At 42.6% G+C, this 24,658-nt stretch carries 20 protein-coding genes and 3 tRNA genes; 21 read left to right on the top strand and 2 right to left on the bottom strand.

Annotation, left to right across the window (positions count from 1 at the left end; translation table 11 throughout):
- The first annotated feature begins 17 nt into the window (after positions 1 to 17).
- The 20 genes from M0N77_RS09995 to M0N77_RS09900 all read left to right on the top strand — a co-directional run bounded on the left by M0N77_RS09995 (position 18) and on the right by M0N77_RS09900 (position 20,360).
- Positions 18 to 94, top strand: a tRNA-Pro gene (locus M0N77_RS09995).
- Positions 95 to 195: 101 nt separating this feature from the next.
- Positions 196 to 272, top strand: a tRNA-Arg gene (locus M0N77_RS09990).
- Between the two features lie 42 nt (positions 273 to 314).
- A tRNA-His gene (locus M0N77_RS09985) sits at positions 315 to 390 on the top strand.
- Between the two features lie 581 nt (positions 391 to 971).
- Positions 972 to 1,937 carry an AraC family transcriptional regulator gene (locus tag M0N77_RS09980; RefSeq protein WP_353105040.1) on the top strand — a complete coding sequence of 322 codons (966 nt, stop codon included), beginning with the start codon at positions 972 to 974 and terminating at the stop codon, positions 1,935 to 1,937.
- A gap of 258 nt (positions 1,938 to 2,195) precedes the next feature.
- Positions 2,196 to 3,194 (top strand): hypothetical protein, encoded by a 999-nt coding sequence (locus M0N77_RS09975; RefSeq protein WP_353105039.1) that lies wholly within the window; start codon positions 2,196 to 2,198, stop codon positions 3,192 to 3,194.
- A gap of 78 nt (positions 3,195 to 3,272) precedes the next feature.
- Positions 3,273 to 4,475: a type II secretion system inner membrane protein GspF gene (gene gspF, locus M0N77_RS09970; protein WP_353105038.1), complete on the top strand. Its 1,203-nt coding sequence runs from the start codon at positions 3,273 to 3,275 to the stop codon at positions 4,473 to 4,475.
- Between the two features lie 298 nt (positions 4,476 to 4,773).
- Positions 4,774 to 5,235: a type II secretion system major pseudopilin GspG gene (gene gspG / locus M0N77_RS09965; protein WP_353105624.1), complete on the top strand. Its 462-nt coding sequence runs from the start codon at positions 4,774 to 4,776 to the stop codon at positions 5,233 to 5,235.
- 139 nt (positions 5,236 to 5,374) lie between these two features.
- Positions 5,375 to 5,914 carry a protein-disulfide reductase DsbD N-terminal domain-containing protein gene (locus tag M0N77_RS09960; RefSeq protein ID WP_353105037.1) on the top strand — a complete coding sequence of 180 codons (540 nt, stop codon included), beginning with the start codon at positions 5,375 to 5,377 and terminating at the stop codon, positions 5,912 to 5,914.
- A 177-nt stretch (positions 5,915 to 6,091) separates the two neighbouring features.
- Positions 6,092 to 8,302: a protein-disulfide reductase DsbD gene (dsbD, locus tag M0N77_RS09955; RefSeq protein WP_353105036.1), complete on the top strand. Its 2,211-nt coding sequence runs from the start codon at positions 6,092 to 6,094 to the stop codon at positions 8,300 to 8,302.
- 462 nt (positions 8,303 to 8,764) lie between these two features.
- Positions 8,765 to 10,222, top strand: coding sequence for a phospholipase A (locus M0N77_RS09950; RefSeq protein WP_353105035.1), 1,458 nt, complete (start codon positions 8,765 to 8,767; stop codon positions 10,220 to 10,222).
- A gap of 31 nt (positions 10,223 to 10,253) precedes the next feature.
- Positions 10,254 to 11,042 carry a ComF family protein gene (locus tag M0N77_RS09945; protein ID WP_353105034.1) on the top strand — a complete coding sequence of 263 codons (789 nt, stop codon included), beginning with the start codon at positions 10,254 to 10,256 and terminating at the stop codon, positions 11,040 to 11,042.
- Between the two features lie 275 nt (positions 11,043 to 11,317).
- Complete coding sequence (locus M0N77_RS09940) at positions 11,318 to 11,818, top strand: GspH/FimT family pseudopilin (protein WP_353105033.1); 501 nt, start codon at positions 11,318 to 11,320, stop codon at positions 11,816 to 11,818.
- Positions 11,815 to 12,381, top strand: a complete 567-nt coding sequence (gene pilV, locus M0N77_RS09935; protein WP_353105032.1) for a type IV pilus modification protein PilV — start codon at positions 11,815 to 11,817, stop codon at positions 12,379 to 12,381. The genes M0N77_RS09940 and pilV overlap by 4 nt, the downstream gene beginning before the upstream one ends.
- Positions 12,381 to 13,361: a PilW family protein gene (locus M0N77_RS09930; protein WP_353105031.1), complete on the top strand. Its 981-nt coding sequence runs from the start codon at positions 12,381 to 12,383 to the stop codon at positions 13,359 to 13,361. The genes pilV and M0N77_RS09930 overlap by 1 nt, the downstream gene beginning before the upstream one ends.
- 21 nt (positions 13,362 to 13,382) lie before the next feature.
- Positions 13,383 to 14,258 carry a pilus assembly PilX N-terminal domain-containing protein gene (locus tag M0N77_RS09925; protein WP_353105030.1) on the top strand — a complete coding sequence of 292 codons (876 nt, stop codon included), beginning with the start codon at positions 13,383 to 13,385 and terminating at the stop codon, positions 14,256 to 14,258.
- 33 nt (positions 14,259 to 14,291) lie between these two features.
- A complete protein-coding gene (locus tag M0N77_RS09920) occupies positions 14,292 to 18,254 on the top strand; it encodes a pilus assembly protein PilY (RefSeq protein WP_353105029.1) in 3,963 nt (1,320 codons plus the stop codon).
- An 11-nt stretch (positions 18,255 to 18,265) separates the two neighbouring features.
- Complete coding sequence (locus M0N77_RS09915) at positions 18,266 to 18,817, top strand: prepilin-type N-terminal cleavage/methylation domain-containing protein (protein ID WP_353105028.1); 552 nt, start codon at positions 18,266 to 18,268, stop codon at positions 18,815 to 18,817.
- Positions 18,818 to 18,903: 86 nt separating this feature from the next.
- Complete coding sequence (locus M0N77_RS09910) at positions 18,904 to 19,314, top strand: type IV pilin protein (protein ID WP_353105027.1); 411 nt, start codon at positions 18,904 to 18,906, stop codon at positions 19,312 to 19,314.
- A 324-nt stretch (positions 19,315 to 19,638) separates the two neighbouring features.
- Positions 19,639 to 20,064 carry a prepilin-type N-terminal cleavage/methylation domain-containing protein gene (locus M0N77_RS09905; RefSeq protein WP_353105026.1) on the top strand — a complete coding sequence of 142 codons (426 nt, stop codon included), beginning with the start codon at positions 19,639 to 19,641 and terminating at the stop codon, positions 20,062 to 20,064.
- A 137-nt stretch (positions 20,065 to 20,201) separates the two neighbouring features.
- Positions 20,202 to 20,360: a prepilin-type N-terminal cleavage/methylation domain-containing protein gene (locus M0N77_RS09900; protein WP_353105623.1), complete on the top strand. Its 159-nt coding sequence runs from the start codon at positions 20,202 to 20,204 to the stop codon at positions 20,358 to 20,360.
- Between the two features lie 250 nt (positions 20,361 to 20,610).
- On the opposite strand, the gene M0N77_RS09895 is transcribed toward M0N77_RS09900, so the two are convergent.
- On the bottom strand, positions 20,611 to 22,461 hold the full coding sequence (locus M0N77_RS09895) for a Wzy polymerase domain-containing protein (protein ID WP_353105025.1): 1,851 nt from the start codon (positions 22,459 to 22,461) through the stop codon (positions 20,611 to 20,613).
- A 184-nt stretch (positions 22,462 to 22,645) separates the two neighbouring features.
- On the opposite strand from M0N77_RS09895, the gene M0N77_RS09890 reads away from it, so the two are divergent.
- Positions 22,646 to 24,139: a fused MFS/spermidine synthase gene (locus M0N77_RS09890; protein WP_353105024.1), complete on the top strand. Its 1,494-nt coding sequence runs from the start codon at positions 22,646 to 22,648 to the stop codon at positions 24,137 to 24,139.
- Between the two features lie 90 nt (positions 24,140 to 24,229).
- Here the strand turns inward: M0N77_RS09890 and fdxA are convergent, their stop codons facing one another.
- Positions 24,230 to 24,553, bottom strand: coding sequence for a ferredoxin FdxA (fdxA, locus tag M0N77_RS09885; RefSeq protein WP_353105023.1), 324 nt, complete (start codon positions 24,551 to 24,553; stop codon positions 24,230 to 24,232).
- Positions 24,554 to 24,658: the final 105 nt, after the last annotated feature.

The raw sequence follows: 24,658 nt of genomic DNA, 5'->3' as shown, positions 1-24,658 counted from the left end.
GAGATAGTAGAGAATTTCGGAGTGTGGCGCAGTTTGGTAGCGCATCTGGTTTGGGACCAGAGGGTCGTAGGTTCGAATCCTATCACTCCGACCATCTATTTTAAGAGCCTTACAGGCTTTTTTTTATGTATAATGGTTTAGCGGTTTAATTATTTAAATAATTGCCAAACCTAAATAAATAAAAAGACCTTAAGAGCGCCTGTAGCTCAGCTGGATAGAGCATCTCCCTTCTAAGGAGGTGGCCGCAGGTTCGAATCCTGCCAGGCGCACCATTTAGCCTGCAAACATTGTCTAAGTTCTTGACAACAATTATGGCGGTTGTAGCTCAGTTGGTAGAGCCCCGGGTTGTGATCTCGGTTGTCGTGGGTTCGAGTCCCATCAGTCGCCCCATTATTTATTTTGTATTATCCCTTCTTAATACCCAAGTCTATATAAAATCTTTGCTAGTCTATTAACGCTTGCCTTTTTGGGCAATTTTTTGCGTCTAGATTTTATGGTTTGCGGTTTGCCTGTCTGTTTTAGTGCTCACTACTCCTCAGTTCCTGCAGTCTGTCACGGCCGAAAAGTCTTTTTTCGTCTTTAATTTATGCTATATCGTCTTTTAGCCTCTAACTATCAGTGATTTCACTTTTATAAAACGTATTTAGGCATACATCTACTAGTTATTGAGAGTAAACTAGTAATTGTTAAGTATTTATATTTAATATATTAATTATTTTAACTAATGTTAATGACTAAAGTCAGTAATAAAGGAGCAATAGACTAAATAACCGCTACTGATGCCGTTCGTTTTGAACATATTTTCTAGCAATAAAAAGTCTTATATTCAGCATTTTAAGACCAAGATGTGTTTAGCGTATGTATATCTTTAACTACAGTCCAAGATAGCAGATTTATCTTGTGTAATCTCTGTCAGGTGGTTACTTTGCTAAGTTTGGCTAACTTGCCATACGTTGTTAAGGAAGAAGGTAATGGACGCGCTGAGCATGTTATTAGAAAACGTGCATTTATGTGAGACAAAATACTATAGTCTAAAAGGCTCAGGGGATTGGTCGTATTCAATCACCAAAAAAGACACTATTTTGTTTTATCTAGTCATGTCCGGTAGTTTTTGTATCAATGTGGATGAGGCGTCACGTAAAGCCTATGCAGGCGATATGATTATGATTCCAAATGCTCATCGGCACGTCTGTTATGCGTTGGATTATAATGGCGATAATGCTCAGCCTTTAGATGACACTTTATCAAACTGTGAAGAGCATCTTATCGAGCTTAATAATACAGGTTTTAATAATACTGATTTTAATACGGTTAGCGAGCCTAACTCCTGCTTGATCCTTATCGAATGTAAATATGATAAAGAGTTAATTCGGCCCTTGCTGTCCGCTTTGCCGATGATACTGCCTGAACATGAAGACCAGCCAGAGAGCCGTTTTGAGATTTTGGAAGTAGGTATTAAGCTACTAAGACTAGAGTCTGAGCATGAGCGTATGGGTAAAACGGCGGTAATCAATCATTGGGCGAGCATCATGATGATTGAGTGTTTGCGCACTTATATTGAGAGTCTACCTGAGGCCGATGATAGTTGGCTCAAAGCGCTAAAAGATCCTTATCTTGCCAAAGCATTGGCAGTTATGCATGACTCGCCTAATCAAAACTGGACTATTCATAAGCTCGCTGAGGTCGCAGGCATGTCACGCTCAAGCTTTGCTCAGCGCTTTAAAGATGTAGTAGGCATACCGCCGCTAACTTATCTGATCGATTACCGACTGCGGTTAGCATCGCGCTATCTGCGTTTGCAGCAAAACAGTATTAGCCGTATCAGCGAGCTGGTTGGTTACGCCTCAGACTCAACCTTTAGCCAAGCCTTCAAACGCGTTTATGGTGTCTCTCCAAAGGTATATCGGCAACAGTACCAAAAAGAATTGGCAGTTTAGCTAGCTATTGAATTTATAAGTGATGATTACTGTTAAACTGTTATTTAATGGTTTAGCTTTGAGAGCAAAAAAGCGCTGAGGCTATTATAATAGTCTTGGCGTTTTTTTATGGTTATTTACTAGCTACTACAGCTTAGCGATAGCTGTAGCGGCTGACAATTTCTATGCGTTAAGGTACTATAGCAATACCTCGTTTTGACGGTTTTTGCTGCTAAAGCGTTACTGATTTTATGAAGCGGTTATGAACGAAGATATTTTATGACTCAACCAAATTCTAAGCAACATTTTGTCGCCACCTATGCTGAAAAACACAGCGACAAAAGCAGTGAGAGAGGTAATATGAGTAGCTACCAGCCATTAGCCTTATCGTCCACAGTAGTTTCTAACAAAGCTGAGCTGTTAGAGTTATTTTCAGCACCCGTAATCCAAAATGGTGTTAGTCAAAATGCGCAAGCAGTCGATAATAATGACTTAAGTGTGGTTGAGCAGCGCCTAGCGCTTTATCGTGCTCAGTACGAGCGCACCCGCTTATTGTATCTAGCGCCAGCGAGCATCCGTCCTACTTATTTAGTACAAACGCTAAAGACGCAGTTTGCTGAGTATCAGCAGTTTCAGCTCGCTCAGCAGCTTGATAAGCGTGGTCTGCTTGATGTAGAGTCGATTGAACGCCTCTGGCAGCAGCTACACGTGGTCGATGATATTATCGCTGATATCGTCAGCAACATGCCAGCGCAGCAGCCAGCAGGTTGGCAACTCACCGCACAAGATGGTCATAATCCCTTATGCTTGCCTACTATCGGTAAGCTTAAACACCCCAAAGCTATCGCTGATCAAGGTAGTCTCAATAGCTACGTGCTTGGCCACTTTGGCGTGAGTAGCTTTACTTACGATCGCGGTTATTATATTGGTCATGTTATCGGTTATCTATTTAGCTGTTATTTTTGTGCGCATCTGTCCATAAGCTACGGAGTGTCTGCCTTAGGTGAGCAAGTCGTCGAAGGTTATGATTATGCCAGCCTTGAGACGCCTTACATGGTGCGTTTGCTGCAAGGTCTTGATAGCTACTGCAAAAAGCGCGTGTATCAATTGGCGGTAATTTGTGCGCGTCTAAGCGTCTACGCTAGTGATAAACGAATTGAGAAAATGCTTATTGCTGAGGTCAATGATTTTGATAAAAAGCTACAGCAGCAGCATTTAGATGTTCTATTATTGCAAGGGATGATGCCAGAGAGTAATGACTCAACGCCACTGTTTTGAGGCAGCTTTTAGCTGTATTTTATTAATGTTAAAAGCACTGTTGCTACCTCTACCAGTTTATTTGGAATAACCACTGTTATGACCGCTTATCATTACAAAGCTTTTGATGATCAAGGAGCGATGCAAAAGGGTCTGCTAGAAGGCGACTCGGCTCGGCAAGTGCGTCAGCAGCTACGGGACAAAGCTTGGACACCAGTGGAAGTCATTGCGGTCAATGAACAAAAGACTAACCATAAAAGCCGTTATAAAAAACCCTCTGCTTATGAGTTAGCGCTATTAACTCGCCAATTATCGGTGTTATTAGCCGCCGGTATTCCCCTTGAGGAAACGCTTGCCGCTGTCGCTAAACAGTCCCCTAAAACGCACATCAAGTCCTTGATGCTAGCGGTGCGCTCGCATGTGCTAGAAGGTCTCAGCCTTGCGCGCGCGCTACAGCAAGCTGCCAGTTTTCCGCCGCTATATATTGCTACTATTGCCGCAGGCGAGAAATCTGGTCATTTAGATCTGATCCTCAATCAGTTGGCGGACTACACCGAAAACCGCTTTGCGCTACAAAAGAAAATCCAAGGCGCGATGGTCTATCCCATAGTGCTAATGGTGATGGCAGTGGCGGTAATCATGGGACTAATGAGCTTTGTGGTGCCCAAAATCGTCAAAGTTTTTGAACAATCCGAGCAAGCGCTGCCTTTGATTACCCAAGTGGTGCTGACGTTATCGAATGTCATCACTGACTGGTGGTGGCTGATGTTACTGATGCTAGGTGCTAGCGCGTTTTTATTTTATCGCTTTGCGCAGACGCAAGCCGGTAAGCTGACTCTTGATAGCTTAGTGCTAAAGCTGCCGATATTGGCAAGGCTTTCTAAAGGGCTTAATGCCGCGCGCTTTGCTAGTACTTTAGCTATCTTAGTGCGCTCAGGAGTGCCGCTGATTGAGGCGCTGCATATTGGCGCGGCGGTGACCACTAATCTACATGTTCAACGAGCTATTATTAGCGCTGCTGATCGGGTCACCGAAGGCGCTAGCCTCTCAAGTCAGCTTGAGCGCTCCTCTTATTTTCCGCCGATGATGGTGCAGATGATAAAGAGCGGCGAGAACTCAGGCGAGCTTGAGAATATGCTCAGCCGCGCTGCAAACATGCAAGAGGCCGAGGCGACTAACTTTATCAGCACTTTATTGTCGCTACTTGAGCCGCTGATGCTCGTGCTGATGGGAGTGGTGGTGATGATTATCGTCATGGCGGTGATGCTTCCTATTGTCAATATGAATGACTTAGCGGGCTAGGTTGCTAGTTATTTTGTTGTGCCATATCGGTATGCGCTGCTAATTACATCACTTAAAACAGTAGCAGCTTTCTTAAGTTTTGCTTACTGTTGTATATTGTTGACCAAACTCTATTTATCCTTCTGTAAATTCAGCTGTTACGCTATAGTGGAAAAATACAAAGTCATAGTCTATAGTTATAATCATTATTGTTAGTAGCGCTGCTTAATTATCAGCATTATCAGCTCTCATTACTAATTTCATTATTACCGTACGGATGCCAGCGATGACTATGATGAACCGAGTTAAAACCATTACGATGCAGTCCCCTTTAGATCAAATAAAACAGCCGAATTTCAAAAAAACCAGTGCTCAAACCGGTTTTACGTTGATTGAGATTATGGTGGTTATTGTTATTTTGGCTATATTAGCTGGGTTGGTAGTCCCCAGAGTAGTGGGTCAAAGTGACAAAGCGCGAGTCAAGACTACAGAGACCGCGTTATCTACGGTATCAAACGCGCTTGATATGTATAAAGTGGATAACTCCAGATATCCCACTTCTGCCCAAGGTTTAGACGCTCTTATCACCCCGCCAAGCGATGCCAAAAATTATCCAGAAGGCGGTTATATCAAAGGCGGCTATCCGACAGATGGCTGGGAAAATGAGCTACAGTACGTAGCGCCAGGTAGCGAGGGTCGTCCTTATGATCTGTTTTCGTTAGGCGCAGATGGCCAGATGGGCGGGGAAGGGCAAGACGCTGATATTTATGCGCAGTTATAATTGGCTAAGCGGTTAGAGAGTTGAAGCTAAGCGGGCAGTTGATATCTAGTCTCTATCCTTACTTCTTAATATCAATCAATAAGGGCTTATTGGTTGATATTTTTTATGAAAAATAAGTGATTAAAAAAGGTAGTTTATTATGCAAGCTTCTAAAATCTCAGCATCTCGTTATCTATTAGCAGGCAAAAAAGCAGCTATCGCATTGACAGCGGTCACGGCGCTCTCATTACTATCGGTTAGTGCGCAGGCGGCCGGCCTAAATGAGCTATTCGGTAATAGCAGCGCTGACAAAGCAAAGTTTTTGCCTGTCAATGAAGCTTTCGCTGTTTTGACGGATACCAAAACTAGCGCTAAAGGCACTCGTCTAGCCATCACTTTCGATATCACTCCCGGTCATTATGTCTATAAAGATCAGCTAAAACTTAGCTTTCCAAAAGGCATAAAAGCTACGCCATTTACTTTTAGTCAAAAGCCGGTCTCTATCGATGATCCTACCTTCGGGCGCGTGCCGGTGTTCAAACAAAGAAGCATCGTCGCCACTACTACGCTATCGACTAGTAATGGTAAAGGCGCGAAGAATGCACCACTCATTATCGGTTGGCAAGGCTGCGCTACCGCAGGATTATGCTATCCACCTGAGAAGGTAAAAACTAAGATTAATATTGCCGCCACTCGTTAATACCGTTATCTCATTCTCAAAAGTAAAATAGTTCATTAAATAAATACTAAGTCTACTATTAATTGTGGTGGGCTTTAACTTATTGCAAACGTACTATAGTCCTTAAACAAGTTTTGGTTTTAGTAGCCCATCAGTGCCCTGTTAGTAAAATATCAGTCCTAAAAAAGGTAGTCCCTTATGTCTAGCAAGACGTCAATGAATACTCCATTAGCCACTAAAACAGCACGCTCAAAAAAGAGCTATCTGTTGGCGTTGGCATTGTCTGGTAGCTCACTACTGACTGGAGTAACAACCACTGGACTGCTGGCTACCTCTACAACGGCGTCAGCGGCTTCTCTTGGCGATTTGTTTGGAAGTAGTAGTGACAAGCCGGCTAAATTTTTGCCAGTAGGCGAGGCTTTTCAAGTCAAAAGTAGCACTAAGACATTGGCTTCTGGGACACGCTTAGCGGTTCACTTTGATATTACTCCAGAGCATTATGTTTATAAAGATCAGCTCAAGCTTGATTTGCCGGCTGGGGTCAGTGCTAGCGCTTTTAAATTTAGTCAAAAGCCTGTCTCCATTGATGATCCGACTTACGGCCAAGTACCCGTCTTTGATCAAGCCAACGTAGTAGCGACCACCGTCTTAACTAGTCGCACTGGTAACAGTGTCGATAATGGCGTTGTCAGCATTGGCTGGCAAGGCTGTGCCAAAGCCGGTCTATGCTATCCGCCAGAGAAAATAAAAACTACCGTCTCTATTGAAGGGAATAAAGCTAGCACAACAGCAGTGGCTGCCAGTGATTCCAAAAAAACAACTACTAATAACTCAAACGCCACCGCCTCAGCAGCTCAAGCAACAACGACAGCTACCGATCAAGCTATAGACGATGAAGCTATTGACTATGATAATTTAGATAGTGAAGCCATCGATTATGACACTTTAGACAATGCTACTTTAGACAGTGAGATGACGGCTAGTAACTCGATCTCTGGAGCCGATGGCAGCGTGGTCGGTGATGAGAGTAATGAAAGTGCGGCTACTAGTGCCAGCGATACCACAATTAGCGCTAATACTAGCGATAACGCCATAGCTAATGGTCTAGAAAATAGCGATCCGTTTGGCTTAGCGACTCATCCTTGGTTGGCATTGTTATTATTATTTATTGCAGGCTTAGGCTTAGCGCTGACGCCGTGTGTATTACCAATGCTGCCTATCGTTGCCAATATCGTCGCGCGTCAGCAAAACCCAACAGTCAAAAAGGGCGTCATCTTAACCACTAGCTACGCGGTAGGGGTGGCTATTGCCTACGGTATATTAGGCGCGGTGATTGCGGTGTTTGGTCAGTCGTTAGGGATTATTGGCTGGTTACAAAACCCTATTATCTTAATTAGTTTTGCTATTATCTTTGTGCTGCTAGCGCTGTATATGCTGGGCGTTTTTAGTATTCGTCTGCCGCGTGCTATCAGTAACAAAATGCAAGGCCTAAGCCAAGCTGGCGATAGTAAGCTTGGTAGCGTTGGCGGTAGTTTGGCGGCTGGATTTTTATCGGCGCTGGTGGTCTCGCCTTGTGTCTCTGCGCCCTTATTTGGCGCGCTACTGGCGGTCTCAACGATCGGTAGTCCACTATTAGGTTTTGCCGCTTTATTCATGCTAGGATTTGGTTTATCCGCGCCGCTTATCTTAATTGGAGCCACTCAAGGCAAGATTATGCCAAAAGCTGGCGAGTGGATGAACTGGGTCAAAGTCGGTTTTGCGCTATTATTATTCGCTGTGGCGTTACTGCTCATTGAGCGGGTGTTTATCTCGCCAGTGATGCTGCTGGTTTGGGCGTTATGGTTTATGGTAGTCGCCACTTGGGCTTGGAGCTGGGTCGGTAAAGCTCGTATGCTTACGCAAGCATTGGCGCTAGTGGTCGGTATTTGGGCGACGATGCTTATCATTGGCGCAGCTTTAGGCAATGAGGATAGCTTGCATCCCTTAGAGTCATTGAGCGCAGCTCCTATGCTGATACAAGGCAATGGTGCAACAGATAGTCAATTTGGCAATCAATTATCATCAGCTAATAGTGCCAACGATGAGCACATCACTACCTTAGCTGAGCTGGATGTTATCACCGCAAATAATCCCAAAGTGATTGTTGATCTCACTGCAGATTGGTGCATTGAATGCCGGATTATGGACAAAAACTTATTTACCAATCGTCCCGCACAAATGCAGGATTGGCAGCTAGTGCGCTTGGATATTACCGAGACTACTGAGGACTCAAAAGCGATACTAGCGCGCTATCAGTTATTTGGTCCGCCAACCTTACTTTATTATGTAGATGGTCAGCTGGTTAATAAACAAGTCGGTGAAATCGGTCGGCAACAGTTTGAGCAGACTTTAACGCAGTTAAATAAATAGCAAACTCTACTGTTTTATAGCTGCTAAATAACCCATCAGCGTAGTCCTTAATTTAATAAGTTAAGGGCTACGCTTTTTTATAAGCCTATTAAATTCTAAAGCCATAGCCTTGTATCTACTCAAACTTAGTTGAACAGTGGAAAAGACTGTATTTAGTTAACTTGATAGGTTTGGTTAATCAGAGATTATCGTCGTTAAGCTGTCTTTAACTTAGAGAAGGTAATATTAACTTTGGATAACGCTAGTATAATGGGGTTAAGTTTATTACAATAACGCAACACTATTTGCTATCTAGCATTAGCGATATGCTTTGATATAAGTTAGCTACTGACTATAGACACTGCTAGCAAGCGCATCACTTATACCTTTGATAGCTTATTGCCCCTTTCAGCTTTTGTTTCGTTTTACCCTCTTTATTAGATACTATGCTGGCATTATTGCCAATTATGACCAAGGACTTTTATGTTTGCTCAGGTTATCACCCGATATCAAGCTCAACAGGCTACTACTGCAAAGACTGGATTAAAGACTTATTTGAGTATGGCGGTAGGTATCGCCTTGAGTGCTACGGCTATACAGACGCAGGCTGCTACTAACGCCCAAGTATATAACGAGATACCGGTATCAGATGCTAATGTGGAGTACTTGAGTGATGACTCACCGCAGGTACTTTATGAGCGTATGAAAAACCCTGATGGCCCTATCGATCGTAGCAAACTGCCTAGTAACGCCTTTGTCGCTAACCAAGCGAAGCTGTTTTTTGAATGTACTGAAGTGCAGACTAGTGCCGCCCGTTTGGCTTGTTTTGATAAAGTGGCTGAGCAAGGCAAAACACCAAGCTATACTATGAGTAAGCAGCCTGTAGATTTGGCTCGAACCATCAGAACGACTATCTCCGGTAAGCCGCAAGTGGTTTTTGCTGAAGACAGCTTAGCAAATGGTAATAATGGCAGTAATGGCAGTGCAGAAGTTAGTAGTGTTGAGCTGACAGCCGAACCGGCAGCCACTACCGAAAGCTTAGATACTGTCGGTCTGACGCAAAGAGAAGCGCAAGTGTTAGAGGATGTGGGAGTCACCCAAAATGATATCGAAAAGTTCACTCCTTTAAGCTTAGCATATGACCTCGATCAAAACAGCGAGCGCGGCACTTGGACGGTTAGACCTTATCGACCGACTTACGTATTGCCGCTGTTTTATACCTTTGATCCTAATCTTAACCCAACCTCTAGCAATCCAAATGAGCCGGGTAGAGAATATGGCTCCAATGATATTCGTAACACTGAGCTAAAATTCCAGCTATCACTAAAAACCAAAGTCGCTGAAGATCTCTTTGATACTAGCGCCGACTTATGGTTTGGCTACACGCAAGAGTCGCATTGGCAAGTCTACAATGAGGATAATTCTAGACCGTTTCGAGCGACAGACTATCAGCCGGAGATCTTTTTGACGCAGCCGGTCACAGCCAACCTACCTTTTGGCGGTCGGATGCGTATGTTAGGGGTAGGTGCCATTCACCACTCCAATGGCCAATCCGATCCGATCTCGCGCTCATGGAACCGTGCCTATCTAATGGCTGGGGCAGAATGGGGTAAGCTCTCTGTCGTACCGCGTCTATGGGCTCGGGTGAATAATGAAAGCGATAGTAGTGAAGATAACTCAGATATCGAAGACTACATGGGTTATGGCGATATCAAGTTTTTGTATGATTTGCCAGACCAACAAAGCCTAAGCGGTACTTTGCGCTACAACCCAAGTACCAATAAAGGCGCAGCACAAATTGACTATATCTATCCTTTATCCAAAAACGTCAATGGCTATGTCCAGCTGTTCCAAGGTTATGGCGAATCTATTATCGATTATAACCACGAAAACACCTCTATCGGTTTCGGTATAGTGCTCAATGACTGGAAGGGTTTCTAATCAATATACCTAGCGCTTATGGTAGTAAAAGATGCGCCGCTTAGCGCCGTATCAGTTTGGTCTATGGCTGGCAGAGTATCTAGATATACGCTGTCAGCTCTGCCGCTATTATCGTAAAGCCGCTACTAATATCAGTGCTTCAAATAGCTATTTATCGACTATTCATAGACCCTTACTTTGCAGGCGCTGTCAGCATAGCATTGCTTGGCTGCCGCCTGTTTTTTATGTCGATATCCACGCCTCAAACGCTTTGCCTATTCAGGTGGCTAGCTATTACGATTATCCTATTCGTCAAGCCATTCGCGCCTTCAAACATAATGAAGACATGACCCGTCTGCCGCTGCTAGTCCATCTATTACGCCAGTTACCAAGACCTAAAGGCTGTCATGCCGGTAATAGCGTTATCGTTCCCATGCCGACTACCGATAGCCGCTTGATTAAGCGCGGTTTTGATCCGGTGACTATTTTATCCTTTTATCTCTCCCAGCATTGGCAAATCCCCTTATGGCATGGAGTCGTGCGTAGCGATGACACGGTGAGTCAACAGGGTCTGAGCCGTAGTGAGCGACTAACCAACCTAAACGACGCTTTTATAATGACTCAGACCCCGCCCGTCAGCCGCTTGCTATTATTTGATGATGTCGCAACCACAGGGGCAAGCTTGCAGGCACTAGCTCGCGCTTTATCTACCATTCATATCCCTAATATAGCCCCTACTGATAACTTCAGCCTCCATACTATCGATAGCAAAACCTGTCGCTATCAACTCTTTGCCTATGCTCTTGCCCATGGTAGTCAAAATCAAAATAATAATTCTTAACTTGCAAAAGCTTACCTCTCTAGCTGTTGATGGTAGTCTTTGCCTCTTTGGTGTTATTTTTGTATATAATAACAGTGAATTGTTTTTGTATTATTTAAACCTGTAATAATGATAATCTTAATACTACTTATTTTATAAGTAGTTGATTAGATAGCTATTTAATAAAGTTTAATTATATTAATGGAACAAATATTGCATATTACTGTATATGCATAACCAAATATAGTAACGAGACTAGTTACTATATTAATCATAGCGACCTATAGGATATGGATGTGAGAGCAGGAGTACCTAACCCATCATATAAGTATCAAGCGAATAATGCTTCAGGGTTTACCTTGATTGAGCTAATGGTAACTATTGCGGTGCTTGCTATTATCGTTAGTATTGCCGCGCCTAATATGAGTACTCAGTTGGCGAATCAGCGGGTAAAGGCGACGGCGGCTACTATCGAAAATGCTCTAAAGGAAGCTAAGGCTGAGAGTGTTATTGAGCGTCAGAATATTAATGTTGTATATAGTAGTACCTCTAAAACTATTGTCCTACAGAATATTAACAATAAGGTATTATCTACCTATAATATTAATTCTAAGAGCACAGTATCCATAAATCCTAATACTGTTACTACAGTGACTTTCCAGCCTAATAAAGTGACTTCGAATAGTACTAAAGTTACTTATACCATTTGTGATAGTAATAACAAGGCAGCACCTCGACAAATTGAGGTGAGCACTATAGCAAATATTAGTAATAAGCCAGGAGGGTCTTGCTCATGAGATACCTAGTAAATCAGCGTGGCGTAGGTTTAGTAGAGGTTATGGTTGCTCTACTATTATTGGCCGTAGCGGTGCTAGGTTTTTCGGCGATGCAAATGACCGCTGTCAAAGCTACTGATGAGAGCCTCATGCGTACCCGAGCATTGACTATTATGAGAGGAGGCGCAGAGGCCATGCGCGCTAACTCCAGTGGCACAAGTGCTTTTAAGGCAGCGGTGAATGGTGATAGTGATACTATAACTGTGGATGGTGTCGCCATTACCAAGGAGAGTTGTATAATCAATACTGCTCAAGCCCCTAGTATTGCTAACAGTTGTACTATCAATCAGCTAGCGACACGTGATGGCTTATTACTGAAATCATATGCTACAGAAAATGATATAAATGTGGGTTTAGTACCTGATGGCTGTCCCGGTACTTCAGGAAATCAAGAGCGCCAATGCTTTGTAGCGAGTTGGGGAGATACTACTGTCGCCCTGAGTGATAGTGATGCTAATGCCTGTGCCAATGGAAACGGTACTTATAAAAATGGCGCAGAGTGCTTTATTATGGAGGCTTACTGATGCTAAGTACTAACAGTAAACAGCTTAGTAGCTCTCACCAATCTGGTTTTACACTAATAGAGCTAATGATCTCACTAGTACTAGGTTTGATTATCTCAGCAGCTGTTATACAGATATATATAATTAACGTTAAAACCAGTAGCGTACAAGCTAGTGGTAGTGAGCTGCAAGATGCTAGTATTTTTGGATTACAACAACTAGAAAAAAAAGTTCGTTTAGCCAACTTAGGTAACCCTGCTACTAGAATCGATAGCGCGACAGCTAAAGGCGGTATTGTATTAACAGGGGCAAACTTAGCGGTTGCTTTACCTTATACTAATACAGGATATTTGACTAGACGGGCCGATGATAGCGCGAGCGGTACTAATGGCTGGACTGGCGTCTCAAATACGACTGTTGCTAGCGATCAGCTGACCATTCAATATACTAATATCACTAGCAGCTCTTTTAGCGATTGCGAAGGGGCAACCGTTGAGGTCAATGAGACTGCTATCGAGCGCTATTTTTTGCGTCCTGTTACCAACGATACTAGTAGCGGCGCTATCAAAAATCTAGTACTAGCTTGTGACGCAGGTAGGGTAACTAATACAACCCCAGCGACAATCGCTACTTATGGCGGTTCAGACACGCGTAATTTTGGTCAAGCGGGTCAAGAATTTATTATGAATGTTGACCAGTTTAAAGTGCTATTAGGCGTTCATTATGATTCTGGTAGTAATGCTGGTCAACTCATGTATTTGCCTAGTAGCGCTTATCTATTGATAGCTGACAAGCCTGCAATTACGGCAATAAAGATGGGACTGATTGTGCATGGATCTACTCCTATATTAAATGGTGATGATCAAACCTCTTTTACATTATTAGGACAGAGTAACGTACTAAAAACAGATACTTCGCGTAAAAAACAAGTACGTACGACTTATGAGACAACGACGCTATTACGCAATGCTCGTGTCGTTAGTGTAAAAACTGGCTTATAAACTTTGATAAGGAGAGCAAAAATGACGATTTATCACTATCTGTCAAGATCGACCGTGAAAGACGTCAAAAAGACTCTTAAATATCGGAGTTCTGAGCGAGGAGCGACGCTAATAGTCGTACTACTATTTATAGTATTAATTATGCTAGCGGGTGCTATAGCAGTGAGGCAGAGTAACACTGATCTAAAAATTGCTACTAGCGATCAGATCAACACTGTATTACTACAGTCCTCAGATAGTGCTAATCAAAAGCTTGAAATGATGCTCAACGGTAGCGCGACTACTACTGAGTATAAAGACGTTACGAGTGCTGCAGGGGTGTTTGGTCACTTCTTATTAAACCCTGAAAATGCCACTAATGAGTTTATTTATTGCTTTAACCCCCGTACCAAAAAGTATTTGGCATCGAACGCTTCTATAAAGGTTAAAGGTACAGCGGAAAACCCAGGAGGCTACTGGAACAGCCTAGACAATGGAGTATGTAATTATAATAGCGCAGATGGCTATACTAGCGCCAGACAAACGGTCGTCACTCAGATGAGCGTCACTGTCACTCCTCCTGATCCAAACGCCGAGAGATTCGGGCATGTCGTCATAGGTAAAGAGATCGAGGATAGAACCAGTAAGAAGTTTAAGTTCGATATTAGAGCGACCTCAGCGCTACCTTCATATAGTGAGCCTAAAGCCAACGGCGATAATTGTTTTGCGCAAACGAGCGTTAGCGAAAATGTGGCTACTGGCAAAAAATCATTGAACGATTGTATGGTCGCTGCCAAGACTCCTAGCAAAATGTTATATGAGCAAGCGGATGTCGAAAACGTCTCTGCTTCTACAAAATGTATTCCATTCGGCAGAGGCTCACTAAATACAGAGTGCGTGCTCAAATCTACGCCATAAGCAGTTGACTCATCACACAAAAGGATAGAGGTCATGAAACGACTTGAGAATGTATCGCCAGATAGTGGCAAAGTTAGGTTACCTTTAAGATACCTAGTCGTTGCTATGGCTGCTATGGTGGCTCTACCAGTCGCACAAGCGGATGTCGCTGGCAAAAAGATCGGCGATTTAGAGATCTATAAAGCCGCTGAGGGCGGCAAAACTACTATCACTATGATGCTTGATACGTCGGGTAGTATGAGTATCGTTGAGTCTAAAAATGCTTGCGATCTACCTTCGGGAGATAAGTTTGAGGGAAATAGGTCGCTTTTTGAGTGGTCTAACACCACGCCATCATATCCTAGAAGATACTGTGAAATAGCGGGTGAAAAACAATATTTTTATAAAAAAGCATTAGGGTTTTTTCGTTATGATTGGTATGCCTGTACAAGTAACGGTAGTTTAGGAGTTGCAAATAAAGACTCATGCAATACACGAATAAACGAGCCTTCAGTTGATGGCTATCTCTCAGAATCAGGTGGTTTTCTGGGTGTAGATACATATTATTATAGAGTAGATGGAGGCGGTAAATATTACGACCGCCTAACCCGCCTTAAAGATGCTATCTTTACTCTAATGGACGATACCCAACTAGATCGCAATAAAGTAGCTATCGGCATTGGTCAATTTTCTACGCAAAGTAACAGTAATAATAAACTAGGAAACGCAGATGGTATAAGCGGCAAAATATTAGTGCCAGCGGCATTATTAGATGATACACAGCGTTTAGCCATAAAAACAGTAGTCGCTGATCTATTTGGTAGTAATGGAACGCCAACAGCTAATGCTTATGCTGAAGTTGGTGCATATATGCTAGGCACCAATACTACTGTCTCTGGTAATAACAAAAAATATAGCGGATTTCAGGATTCATTTAAGGATTCAAAGAACGGTAGTAACTATATTAGTCCGTTGTTAAATCCGTCTAGCTGCGACGGGCGTGGTATATACTTCTTAACCGATGGCCAACCTAATAGCTCTCCTGACCCTAAAGTCTTAATGAAATCGGCTTTAGGTAGTAAAGGTAATAGCTTTACCGTAAACGCCTCAAACAGTCTTCCTTTGGGAGATGGTAATAATAATGGTATGCCTGAAGTTGGCGCTTTTGCCAAAGCCTTACGTGACCCTACTCAGAACCCATTGGGCACCGATAGAGAGATTTATACCGCTGTGGTCGGCTTTGGTTCTGAATTTAACGTTGATCGTGAAGCGGATGCGGCAAAACCTCTGAATCAGCGTATCATTCGCAATTTGTCTTATACCAATCCTAAGACAGGCGTCACTGCCAATCGTGATTTTTATAATTGTGAAAATATTGATGATAAAGATGCTAAAAATGCCTGTAACTGGGGTGAAAAAGCTCATGAAGAATTACCAAGAGTGGGCGGCTTTGGTGAAGGTGGCTTTTATTCCGCGCAGTCTACTGATGATATTATCAAAAGTATCACCAACTTTGTCAGTGACCTAAACCAAACCTTACCGTCTACGCCATCGGGTACGATTATTATCCCAGACGATCCTTATCGCGCAGATAGTCAGCTCGCTGTCGCCTATTATCCCACTATTCAACCCAAAGTCGCGGATAATGCCGTGATTTGGGAAGGCAACATGAAAAAGTATATCTTAAATGAGGGTACTCTCTATGGTAAAAGTAATACTAAGCTTTTCAAAAACATAGCAGGCGAGTTAAACCCAGCCGCACAAGATTTTTGGTCCGACAAAAATTATCCTGGAGCCAATGATAAGGTCGAATCTGGTGGCTTTTATTCACAACTAACCACACCCGCCACTGGCGTAGCTTCTGTCAGAGATTTATATGTAGAGGACTGGACTAGTGCGACTAATAAAAAGCCAGTCCTAAAAAAAGTAAGTATTAGTGGTGAAGGTAAAGTGTTAATAAACAATGCTGCTTTAACCAACACTTCTTTCAATGACACCGCTACTTATAACGAAACGACGCTAAGAAGACTACTGAGCTTTTTAGGCTTTGATAACTTACCGTCTGGCGCCGTAAAAAACATGACGCTCACTAGTGCCAATGTCACTCAGCCGATCAAAGTAGTAGGCGCATCTATTCACTCAACGCCAGCTGCAGTCTCTTATTCTGCTACCTTAGATGATGATGGTAAAGTCACTGCCACTCGTGATGATTATGTGCTCTTTGGCTCAACCGAAGGTGGCCTACATCTTGTCAATGCTGACGATGCTAGAGCTGGCGGTAATGGGGGCGAAGAGAAATTCGTGATTATCCCAAGAGAGATGCTAGCCAATCCAGAGAAATCAGCGGCACTAGTCAAAGGCGCGACTAAGACGGATATCGGCGCACCAAACTTCGGTATCGATGCGCCTTGGCTAGTTAGTGCCGATTATAAGTATGACTTTGAGGCTCGACGCGTCAACATTGACACGACAGATAATAAAGGCATTTATGCTTATGGCGGTCTACGTATGGGCGGTGAAGCTTTTTATGGCCTAGATCTTGAAAGTAACGAAAGCCCTAGCATGATGTTTGCGATTACGCCAGACACTTCAGGTTTTAGCCGTATGGGGCAGATTTGGGAAAAGCCTACCAAAGCTAAGATAAAAACAAGTAATGCTGCCAGCGATAAAGGTACAGATGTCCTAGTGTTCGGTGGTGGTTATGATATGTGCTACGAGTATGAAGGCTTTCAGTTAGGAGTCACCGATTCAGAGCTAAAAGAGTGTTCGAATAAGTCATCTGTCAAAGGTAATGCGGTATATATTATCAATGCAAAAACAGGCGCGCTCATTTGGTCAGCCTCTAGTGACTCAGGCGCAACGAAGACTGTACCTACGATGACCAATAGTATCGTCGCTGGGGTGACAACGCTAGATCGTGACAATGATGGCTTTATGGATCATATTTATTTTGCTGATCTGGGCGGTCAGCTATTTCGTGCTGACTTTACCAATGCCGGTTTTGTCAAGCCTGCGGCGAGTGCAACGGCGACCTCTACGCCTGAGACCTCTTTTACCAATACTCGAGTCACGCGCGTGCTACAACCCGCGTATAGTGGCTCTGATGCCAAATACAACCACCGATTTTATGAGCGTCCGGTCGTTAGTTTTTATCGCAATCCTAATACCAGTCGCTTGTTTGCTCTAGTCAATGTCATCTCAGGAGATCGTAGCTCGCCTTTATCCAAGATCCGTGATCTAACTAAGGCTGACAGGCTCTATGGCATCATGGATACCGATGTGACTAAGGCGGACAATATCTTTTATGCCAACAATTTTACCAATGCCAATAACGCCAATGGTCAAAAGGTAGTTGATCTAACCGCCAATAGTTCAGCGGCTAGCAATCTAGCTGAGTTACCTACTGCTATAGGTACTCTGAATGCTACTGGTTATACTTTAGCGCAAAAAAACGCGGCTATCTCAACGCTACAAGGTACCACAAAGAATGGCTGGTACATTCCGCTAACCACGTTTGATGGTTATGGCAATGTTCGCTATAGCAAAGGCGTCGGTAAGTCTGAGGTCATCGATAGCTTCTTATACACCACTGTTTATAATCCAGATATGAGCTACGGCACAGTAGATTCGTGCTCTGCCAAGATTACCGGAGGTTCAGAGAGACAGCTATATTGTCTTCCTTACGGTATCTGTACCGATCCTGCCTCAAAAAATGGCTTGGGCGGTTTTGTAAGAGCGGGTAAAGGTATTCAAGAGCTGACCTTAGGGCCGCGTAGCTCAACATTATCTAATCAACGTTTGCTCATCGGCACTAGAACTTTGACAGAGCGTGCTAATGATAGAGTCAACTTCGGTACTGATAGTGATAAAGGTCTCTTTAATGCTCTCACTAAGCCTGAAGGCTTAAATCAGTCGCTAAATAGCACGGACCTAATCTTAGGTAGTGGTACAGCTCCTGATTTGATATTCAATGATCGCTTTATCTTACAACCCAGAACTTGGTATGAAGTAGACTGATGGGTAGCCCTATGAGCACAAGATTACTAAAGCGGCAGCTAGGCTTTACTCTTATTGAGATGATGGTCATTGTATCTATCATCGCGATTTTGGCTGCAATAGCTATTCCCTCCTATCGGCAGTACATCGTCCGAAACTCAGAGTTACAGGCGCAGGCGCGTATGCAGCAGTTGGAGATAGAGCTAAATCGTTGGCGCGCTACGGCCTTGACCTATAAAGGGTTTCAGCCTAGAAAACTTGCTAATGATGGAACAGTAAGTGTCGGTTATGATGATGCGCCGATCAATCAGACCGTCTATATCCCAGCAGGGAGCAATAGTAGCAATTATAGTTACCGAGTCACTCTAGTCGATGGTAGTACGGATAGTACGCTAGCGCCCGCTAGTAGTACATTCTCTACCGCAGGTAACTCGTGGCGCATGCTTGCTGAGCCCAATAGCGACCTTGCGGACTATAACGCCAGTCTGTTTATGATCACTAGTACGGGGCTTAGGTGTGAAAGTATCGATCGAGATGTGGATTATGAATCTACTGATTGCGGTACCAATCAGCAAGATTGGTAATCAATAAGCGGACTATGTTTGCTGGTTAATAATAGCAAAACCTTTGATAATATAAGACAAATTGAACTGGGTCTAAAAGTAATATGATGTCTAAACATGCTCACGGCTTTACTTTAATAGAGCTAATGATAGTGGTCGCTATCATCGGTATACTAGCGGCTATCGCTTATCCCAGTTACCAAGGCTATGTTGAGCGAACCAATCGCGCTGATGTGATGAATGAGATACAAAACATTGCTAATACCATAGAGAGTCGTAAACTGGCCCAAGGTCGCTATAGCAATGCACTCGTTGCAGGTTTAGGCGGCAGTTATCCCAGTACAGGAACGGCGCTATATACGATCTCGGTTACGCCCAATCCTTTAACGTCTAAGTGGACTATCACCGCAACTCCGGTAACAGGAAGTAGAATGGCAGGCGATGGCGCTATTACGCTCAATTATCAGGGGCTAAAGTGTCGTGCTACCGCTTGTGGCACAGGTGAGGAATGGCGGTAGATGACAATTTTTGTATGGCTTAGATATCCAATGACAAAAAACGTCAGTTTAGCTTACGATTTACTATATACAACGACTAAACTGACAATTATTAGCAGGTTGACAGCAACAATAAAGGGCGAGTACACTGACGAGTGGTAAAAATACCCTCATAAACGGTAAGGTTATAGTATAAAAGCACTATATTTAGCTTAAAAAGCCAAAATTGCCAATATGGCATACTAAATGCAACTACTATAATAAGACGTCTATTTGTCGTTACTAATTAATAAAAGATAGCTTGTAATATAATCGGCTATCTTTATTTTCTCTCAAGGAGTTCTTATGAACACTGCTCAAAAAGGTTTTACCTTAATCGAACTAATGATCGTTGTTGCTATTATCGGTATTCTAGCTGCGATCGCTATTCCTGCTTATCAGAACTACACTAAGCGTGCTGCAAATAATGCCTGTCTAGCTGAAGCTAAAGCAATTACTAGTCAATTCGTTGTTAATCTACAAGACCCATCATCAACAGCTACTGGTATAAATTTGGCTAGTGATTATGCAAATCATTCTGCTTGTGCTGGAGCTACTATAGGAGCAGCGGCAACTGCTAATGCTGCAACATCTATGCCTTCAACTGCTATAACTTTAGCTACTACGCAGATCGCGTTTTCTCCAAAGGCACCTGGCGATAAGTTTGTTGAATGTAATATAAATACTGGGGGTAGTTGTGTTGTGAGTGGAGTTGCGATTACTGGTCGCTAATATTCATTAGCAATATTCAAAATTACTTGAAAGCCAAACTTAATGTTTGGCTTTTTTTATATTTAATTTTAACAAAAACTGATGGCATAAGAAATGCATTAATTAGTAAACTATTATCTGATTGGCATAAACCTATAATGAATGTAAATCAAGAGAGCCAAATTTTTCAGTCCGGCTTTACCTTGATAGAGCTCATGGTAGTAATCTCTATTATTGGTATATTGGTATATTGGCATCTATTGCTATTCCTAGCTATAATCTATTTACAACTAGGACTAAAGATAATGCTTGTTTAGGCGAAGCTAAGGCGTATAGTAATCAGGTTTATTTGGCTCTCAACGATCAAGATGATAATACCTTGCCAAATGCCCCATCGTTAAATAGCTGTCTAAATATGACTGACGCTACAGGTTGGACACTGACTACACAACAAGTTATAACCGCTGTATCCAAATCAAATGCTGGTAGTAACATATCCTGCGACATTCCCAATGCTAATCCCTGCAAAATAATACCTTAGTCTATTACCTTACTTCTAGAGATTAATTATCTATAATCACAGATAGGTTGTTTATTACTATTTTTTAGATAATTCTCACATTCTGCATGTACCTTTTCAAAAACCTGCTTACATTGATCAGTCATCGATAAGATGATACTTGTGCTAGAGATAACATTGGTATAGTAGTGCTTTAATTGACTATAGTATTGCCATTGCTCATCATTCCAAGCGCCACTGACATCACATTGAGTGGCTAAGTAATAAATACCTAAGTTTTTTTGCGGTAAGTAGTAGGCGAATCTAGATAGAGGAAGATGAAAGTTTTGGGGCAGATTGTCTGGTGACAAGCCTACTAGATAAGATGCTGCAAGGTAATCACTATAACTACTTAGTAACGGCTGTTTCTGACTAATATCTAGAATATTTTGCGCAGTCGCTATGCGCTCTCGCTCGTTTTTCTCATAAGCGTAAGTATATTGCTCCATTTGCCAATAGTAATAATACAACTGAATGGCAAATAAGCTATAGGCTATCGAAATAACAATGATAAATAACTTTATGAGAGATGACTGAGCGAGATACTTGGGTAAAGATACGACATTAAGTGTACTGATTAAAACCGCTAGTAAAATCACAAATACAATAAAGTAATGTAAATACCATATAGGAAACTCAACTAAACTGTGAATACCAGTGACGATTAGCATTGATAATACAAATAGAGTCCCAATTTGCCACTCGGTAGTAAAGAGTGGCTTGAGTACATAACCGAACCCGACTAAGACGATCAGTGTACCTACAATGCCAGTCTCGGCTAATAGATTAAGTATTATATTATGAGAATGTGAAAATAAGCTATTACCATGAGGGTTAGCAGCGAATTGAGATTGTGAAGATACAACAAAACCTTCGTAACCATAGCTTCCCCATCCGCTACCAAACCAAGGGTTTTCTGAAAATATTAACCATGCTTTATACCACTCAATGAGTCTAGATTTATATTCCGGATTATTGGTAAAGCGCTCAATACTGCTGATATTGGTTGTCAAATTATCTTGCAGACTGCTTATGATCGGTAGTGTGATTGCTTGAAAGATAATTACTATAACAATAGTGAGTGCGAGCATCTTGGCTATCGATTTTGTAAGTTGTCTTTGCCAAACTCTAGTGATAACTAATAGCAGCAGAATTACTAGCATATAGAGAATAAGTGTTTTAGAGTTCACAGCACCTAGAGTAGCAGCCTGAATAACAACCACTGACCAGCCTGTGACAGTGCCTAGCTTTTTTTGATGCGCCAGGTAAGCACTGGCTAATATACCCCAAGACAAATAATGAGCCAAAAGATTGCGCTGACCTATATTGCCTGAATAGGCTTGACCGGGTTCGATATAGTATATCCAGCCCATAGTCCACTCTTGATGCAATGTTTGCAAGATGACCACAACATCTTGCAGCATAGCACCAATCATTAAGCCATAACAGATAACCACAAGTACCTTCTTGTAGCCTTGTTCATAGCATAAGCTAATGACGACAACTGCTACCAGGGCACTTAGTAGTAACGATCCGATATACAGCCATTGTATCGAAGAATAGGGTGGAACGTTGATAAAGATATCTAGGATAAGATAGCAGACAATAGCTGTAAGATATAAGGTTAACCTATTGAAAATTAAGAAAACCTTTAAGCTGTAACTAGCAAATAATAAAAAAAGAGCTATAGAGATAACGGCAGTCAATTCTAGATAAAAAGCCGCCTGTGGTTTGGCTCGCTGAAACAAAAAGAAAGGCAATATCATTGTAATAATCAAAAAGATATTAGCAATATCTAAAGAACTAATACGTTTTATCTTTTCCCAAGTAAAGGTGCGTTCTTTAGATATGAATGCCATAATTAAAATCTCTTTTGTTATACTATCTTTAACCGCTAATAATAAACTAATTATTCGATACAATGATATGAAAACTAAAACTATCACTACCTTCTAAAGTGTCATCTCTTCAATACCTAACATCCCACTTAGTCGATAATAGTGTAAAATCACCTCAATAATAATTGCAGTGATGACTCATTTTATGCAAAAAAAGGTGTTAGGCGTTTGTCTCGCGATCGCCCTGCTTGAGGGCTTTGCCGGTTTGGGGATTGAGATTTATGCCATTCGTATCTCCGCCACTTATATCGGCTCGTCCATCTCTATTACTGGCGTCATCCTCGCGATGGTACTCATCGCCATTGCCGTGGGTTACTGGTATGGCGGCAGGCTGTCGCAAGATATTCATACCCCAAGACAGGCGCTACTCAAGGCCGGTTACGTGCTTGCGCTTTCCGCTATCTGTCATGCTATCGCTTGTATTATTCAATTACCGCTACTGGCGTTTATGACCGCCAGTATCGACAGCCCCATTATCGCCGCTATCGGGGTCGGGCTGTTATTTGGGGTAGGGCTAGCGTTTGGCTCAACCGCTATTCCGCTGATTACCCAGTTTTTATCATTGAAATACAAGAATGCCGATGGCGTTGATGCTGGCAAGAACGCGGGTATGATGGTCGCTATTACCACCGTTGGTAGTGTGCTGGGCTCGACACTGACGCCGATATTATTATTGCCTTATATCGGTCTTATGAGTAGCTTGGCTTTATTTATCGCCGCTTTAGCCATTAGCGCTTATTTATGTACCCGCCTTGCCGTGCAAATGGATAGCGCTGAGCCACTCAGCATATCAACCCATCGCCTGAACTATAGCCTAGCGCTAGCCGCCTTTGTCGTCACCTTGACCTTTATTTTCCTCAATAAAGTCGATACCGGCTATCAAACGGCAACCGGTGCTTGGTTTATCAAACAAACCGTCATTGATAATCAATTAGCAGTCACCATCACTGATAAACCCGGCCAAACTACCAGTAGCTGCTGGCTATATCTATCTAAGAAGAACTGTCATTGGTACGGCAAAATCACCGTAGAGGCTATCGAACAGCTTAAGCCGGAGACTTTGGTGTTCTTAGGTGGGGCAGGCATGGGCACGCCTAGCGAAGTCGCGCATCATCATCCTAAGATGGCGCTGACCGTCATCGATATTGATAAAGATTTGCCAGATATTATCGAAACGCATTTTTTAAAAGCACCGATAGCACCGAATATTGAGTTTATCGGCGATGATGCGCGTGGATATTTGACCCGTAATAGCAATGCCAAATATGACTTTATGCTGATAGATGCTTTTCAGGGGCGCTATGTGGCGGGTAATTTATACACGCTTGAGGCACTACGCCAGTTTAAAAATAACAGCAGCTACATTATGGCCAATATGATCGGCAAGGCCAACATAGAGCACGGTTATAGCCAGACGTTATTTAACAACTGGCAGCAAGTGTTCGGCGATGAGGCTTATATCTTGACCAAAACGACACCGAACCAAAATAACCGCGATGAGATACAAAATATCATGCTCTGCAACTTTGAATGTCCGGGTAGCGTCAAGCTTGCGCAAGTGGCGTTCTTTAATAGCGATCAGCCTGTGCATACCGACGATTTACCAAGGTTAGATCGTTATTATTATCGGAGTATGTAGGGTTTATTTCAATCATCAAACCCCACAAAAAAAAGGCCACAGCAAAAGCTACAGCCTAATTTGTATCAATATCGGTTACCGCTAATAAAGCTACTTTTCTAAGTACTGCAATTTATTCTCAACACCGTCCCATTTTTCAGCATCGGGCAGAGCAGGCTTCATCTCGGTGATATTTGGCCACTTTTGCGCCAACTCTTCGTTTAGCTGAATAAAGATCTCTTGTCCCTTGGGCACCTCATCTTCTGAGAAAATGGCATTGGCCGGACATTCAGGCTCGCACAAAGCGCAGTCGATACACTCGTCAGGATCAATAACTAAAAAGTTAGGACCTTCATAGAAGCAATCTACCGGACAGACTTCCACACAGTCAGTGTGCTTACAAAGAATACAATTATCTGCAACGACAAAGGTCATAGTGATGGCTACCTGTTATTGAGTCGACTGATTGCCCATTGAATAAAAGCGAATCAGACTAGAGAATGATAGAAAATAAAGCGTATTTTAGCGCTTTTATGCACT

Origin of the sequence: Psychrobacter sp. AH5, from assembly GCF_040371085.1 — a bacterium.
Taxonomy (GTDB): Bacteria; Pseudomonadota; Gammaproteobacteria; order Pseudomonadales; family Moraxellaceae; genus Psychrobacter.
Note: the sequence above shows the minus strand (reverse complement) of the source record. Positions and strands in the feature narration are given on the sequence as shown.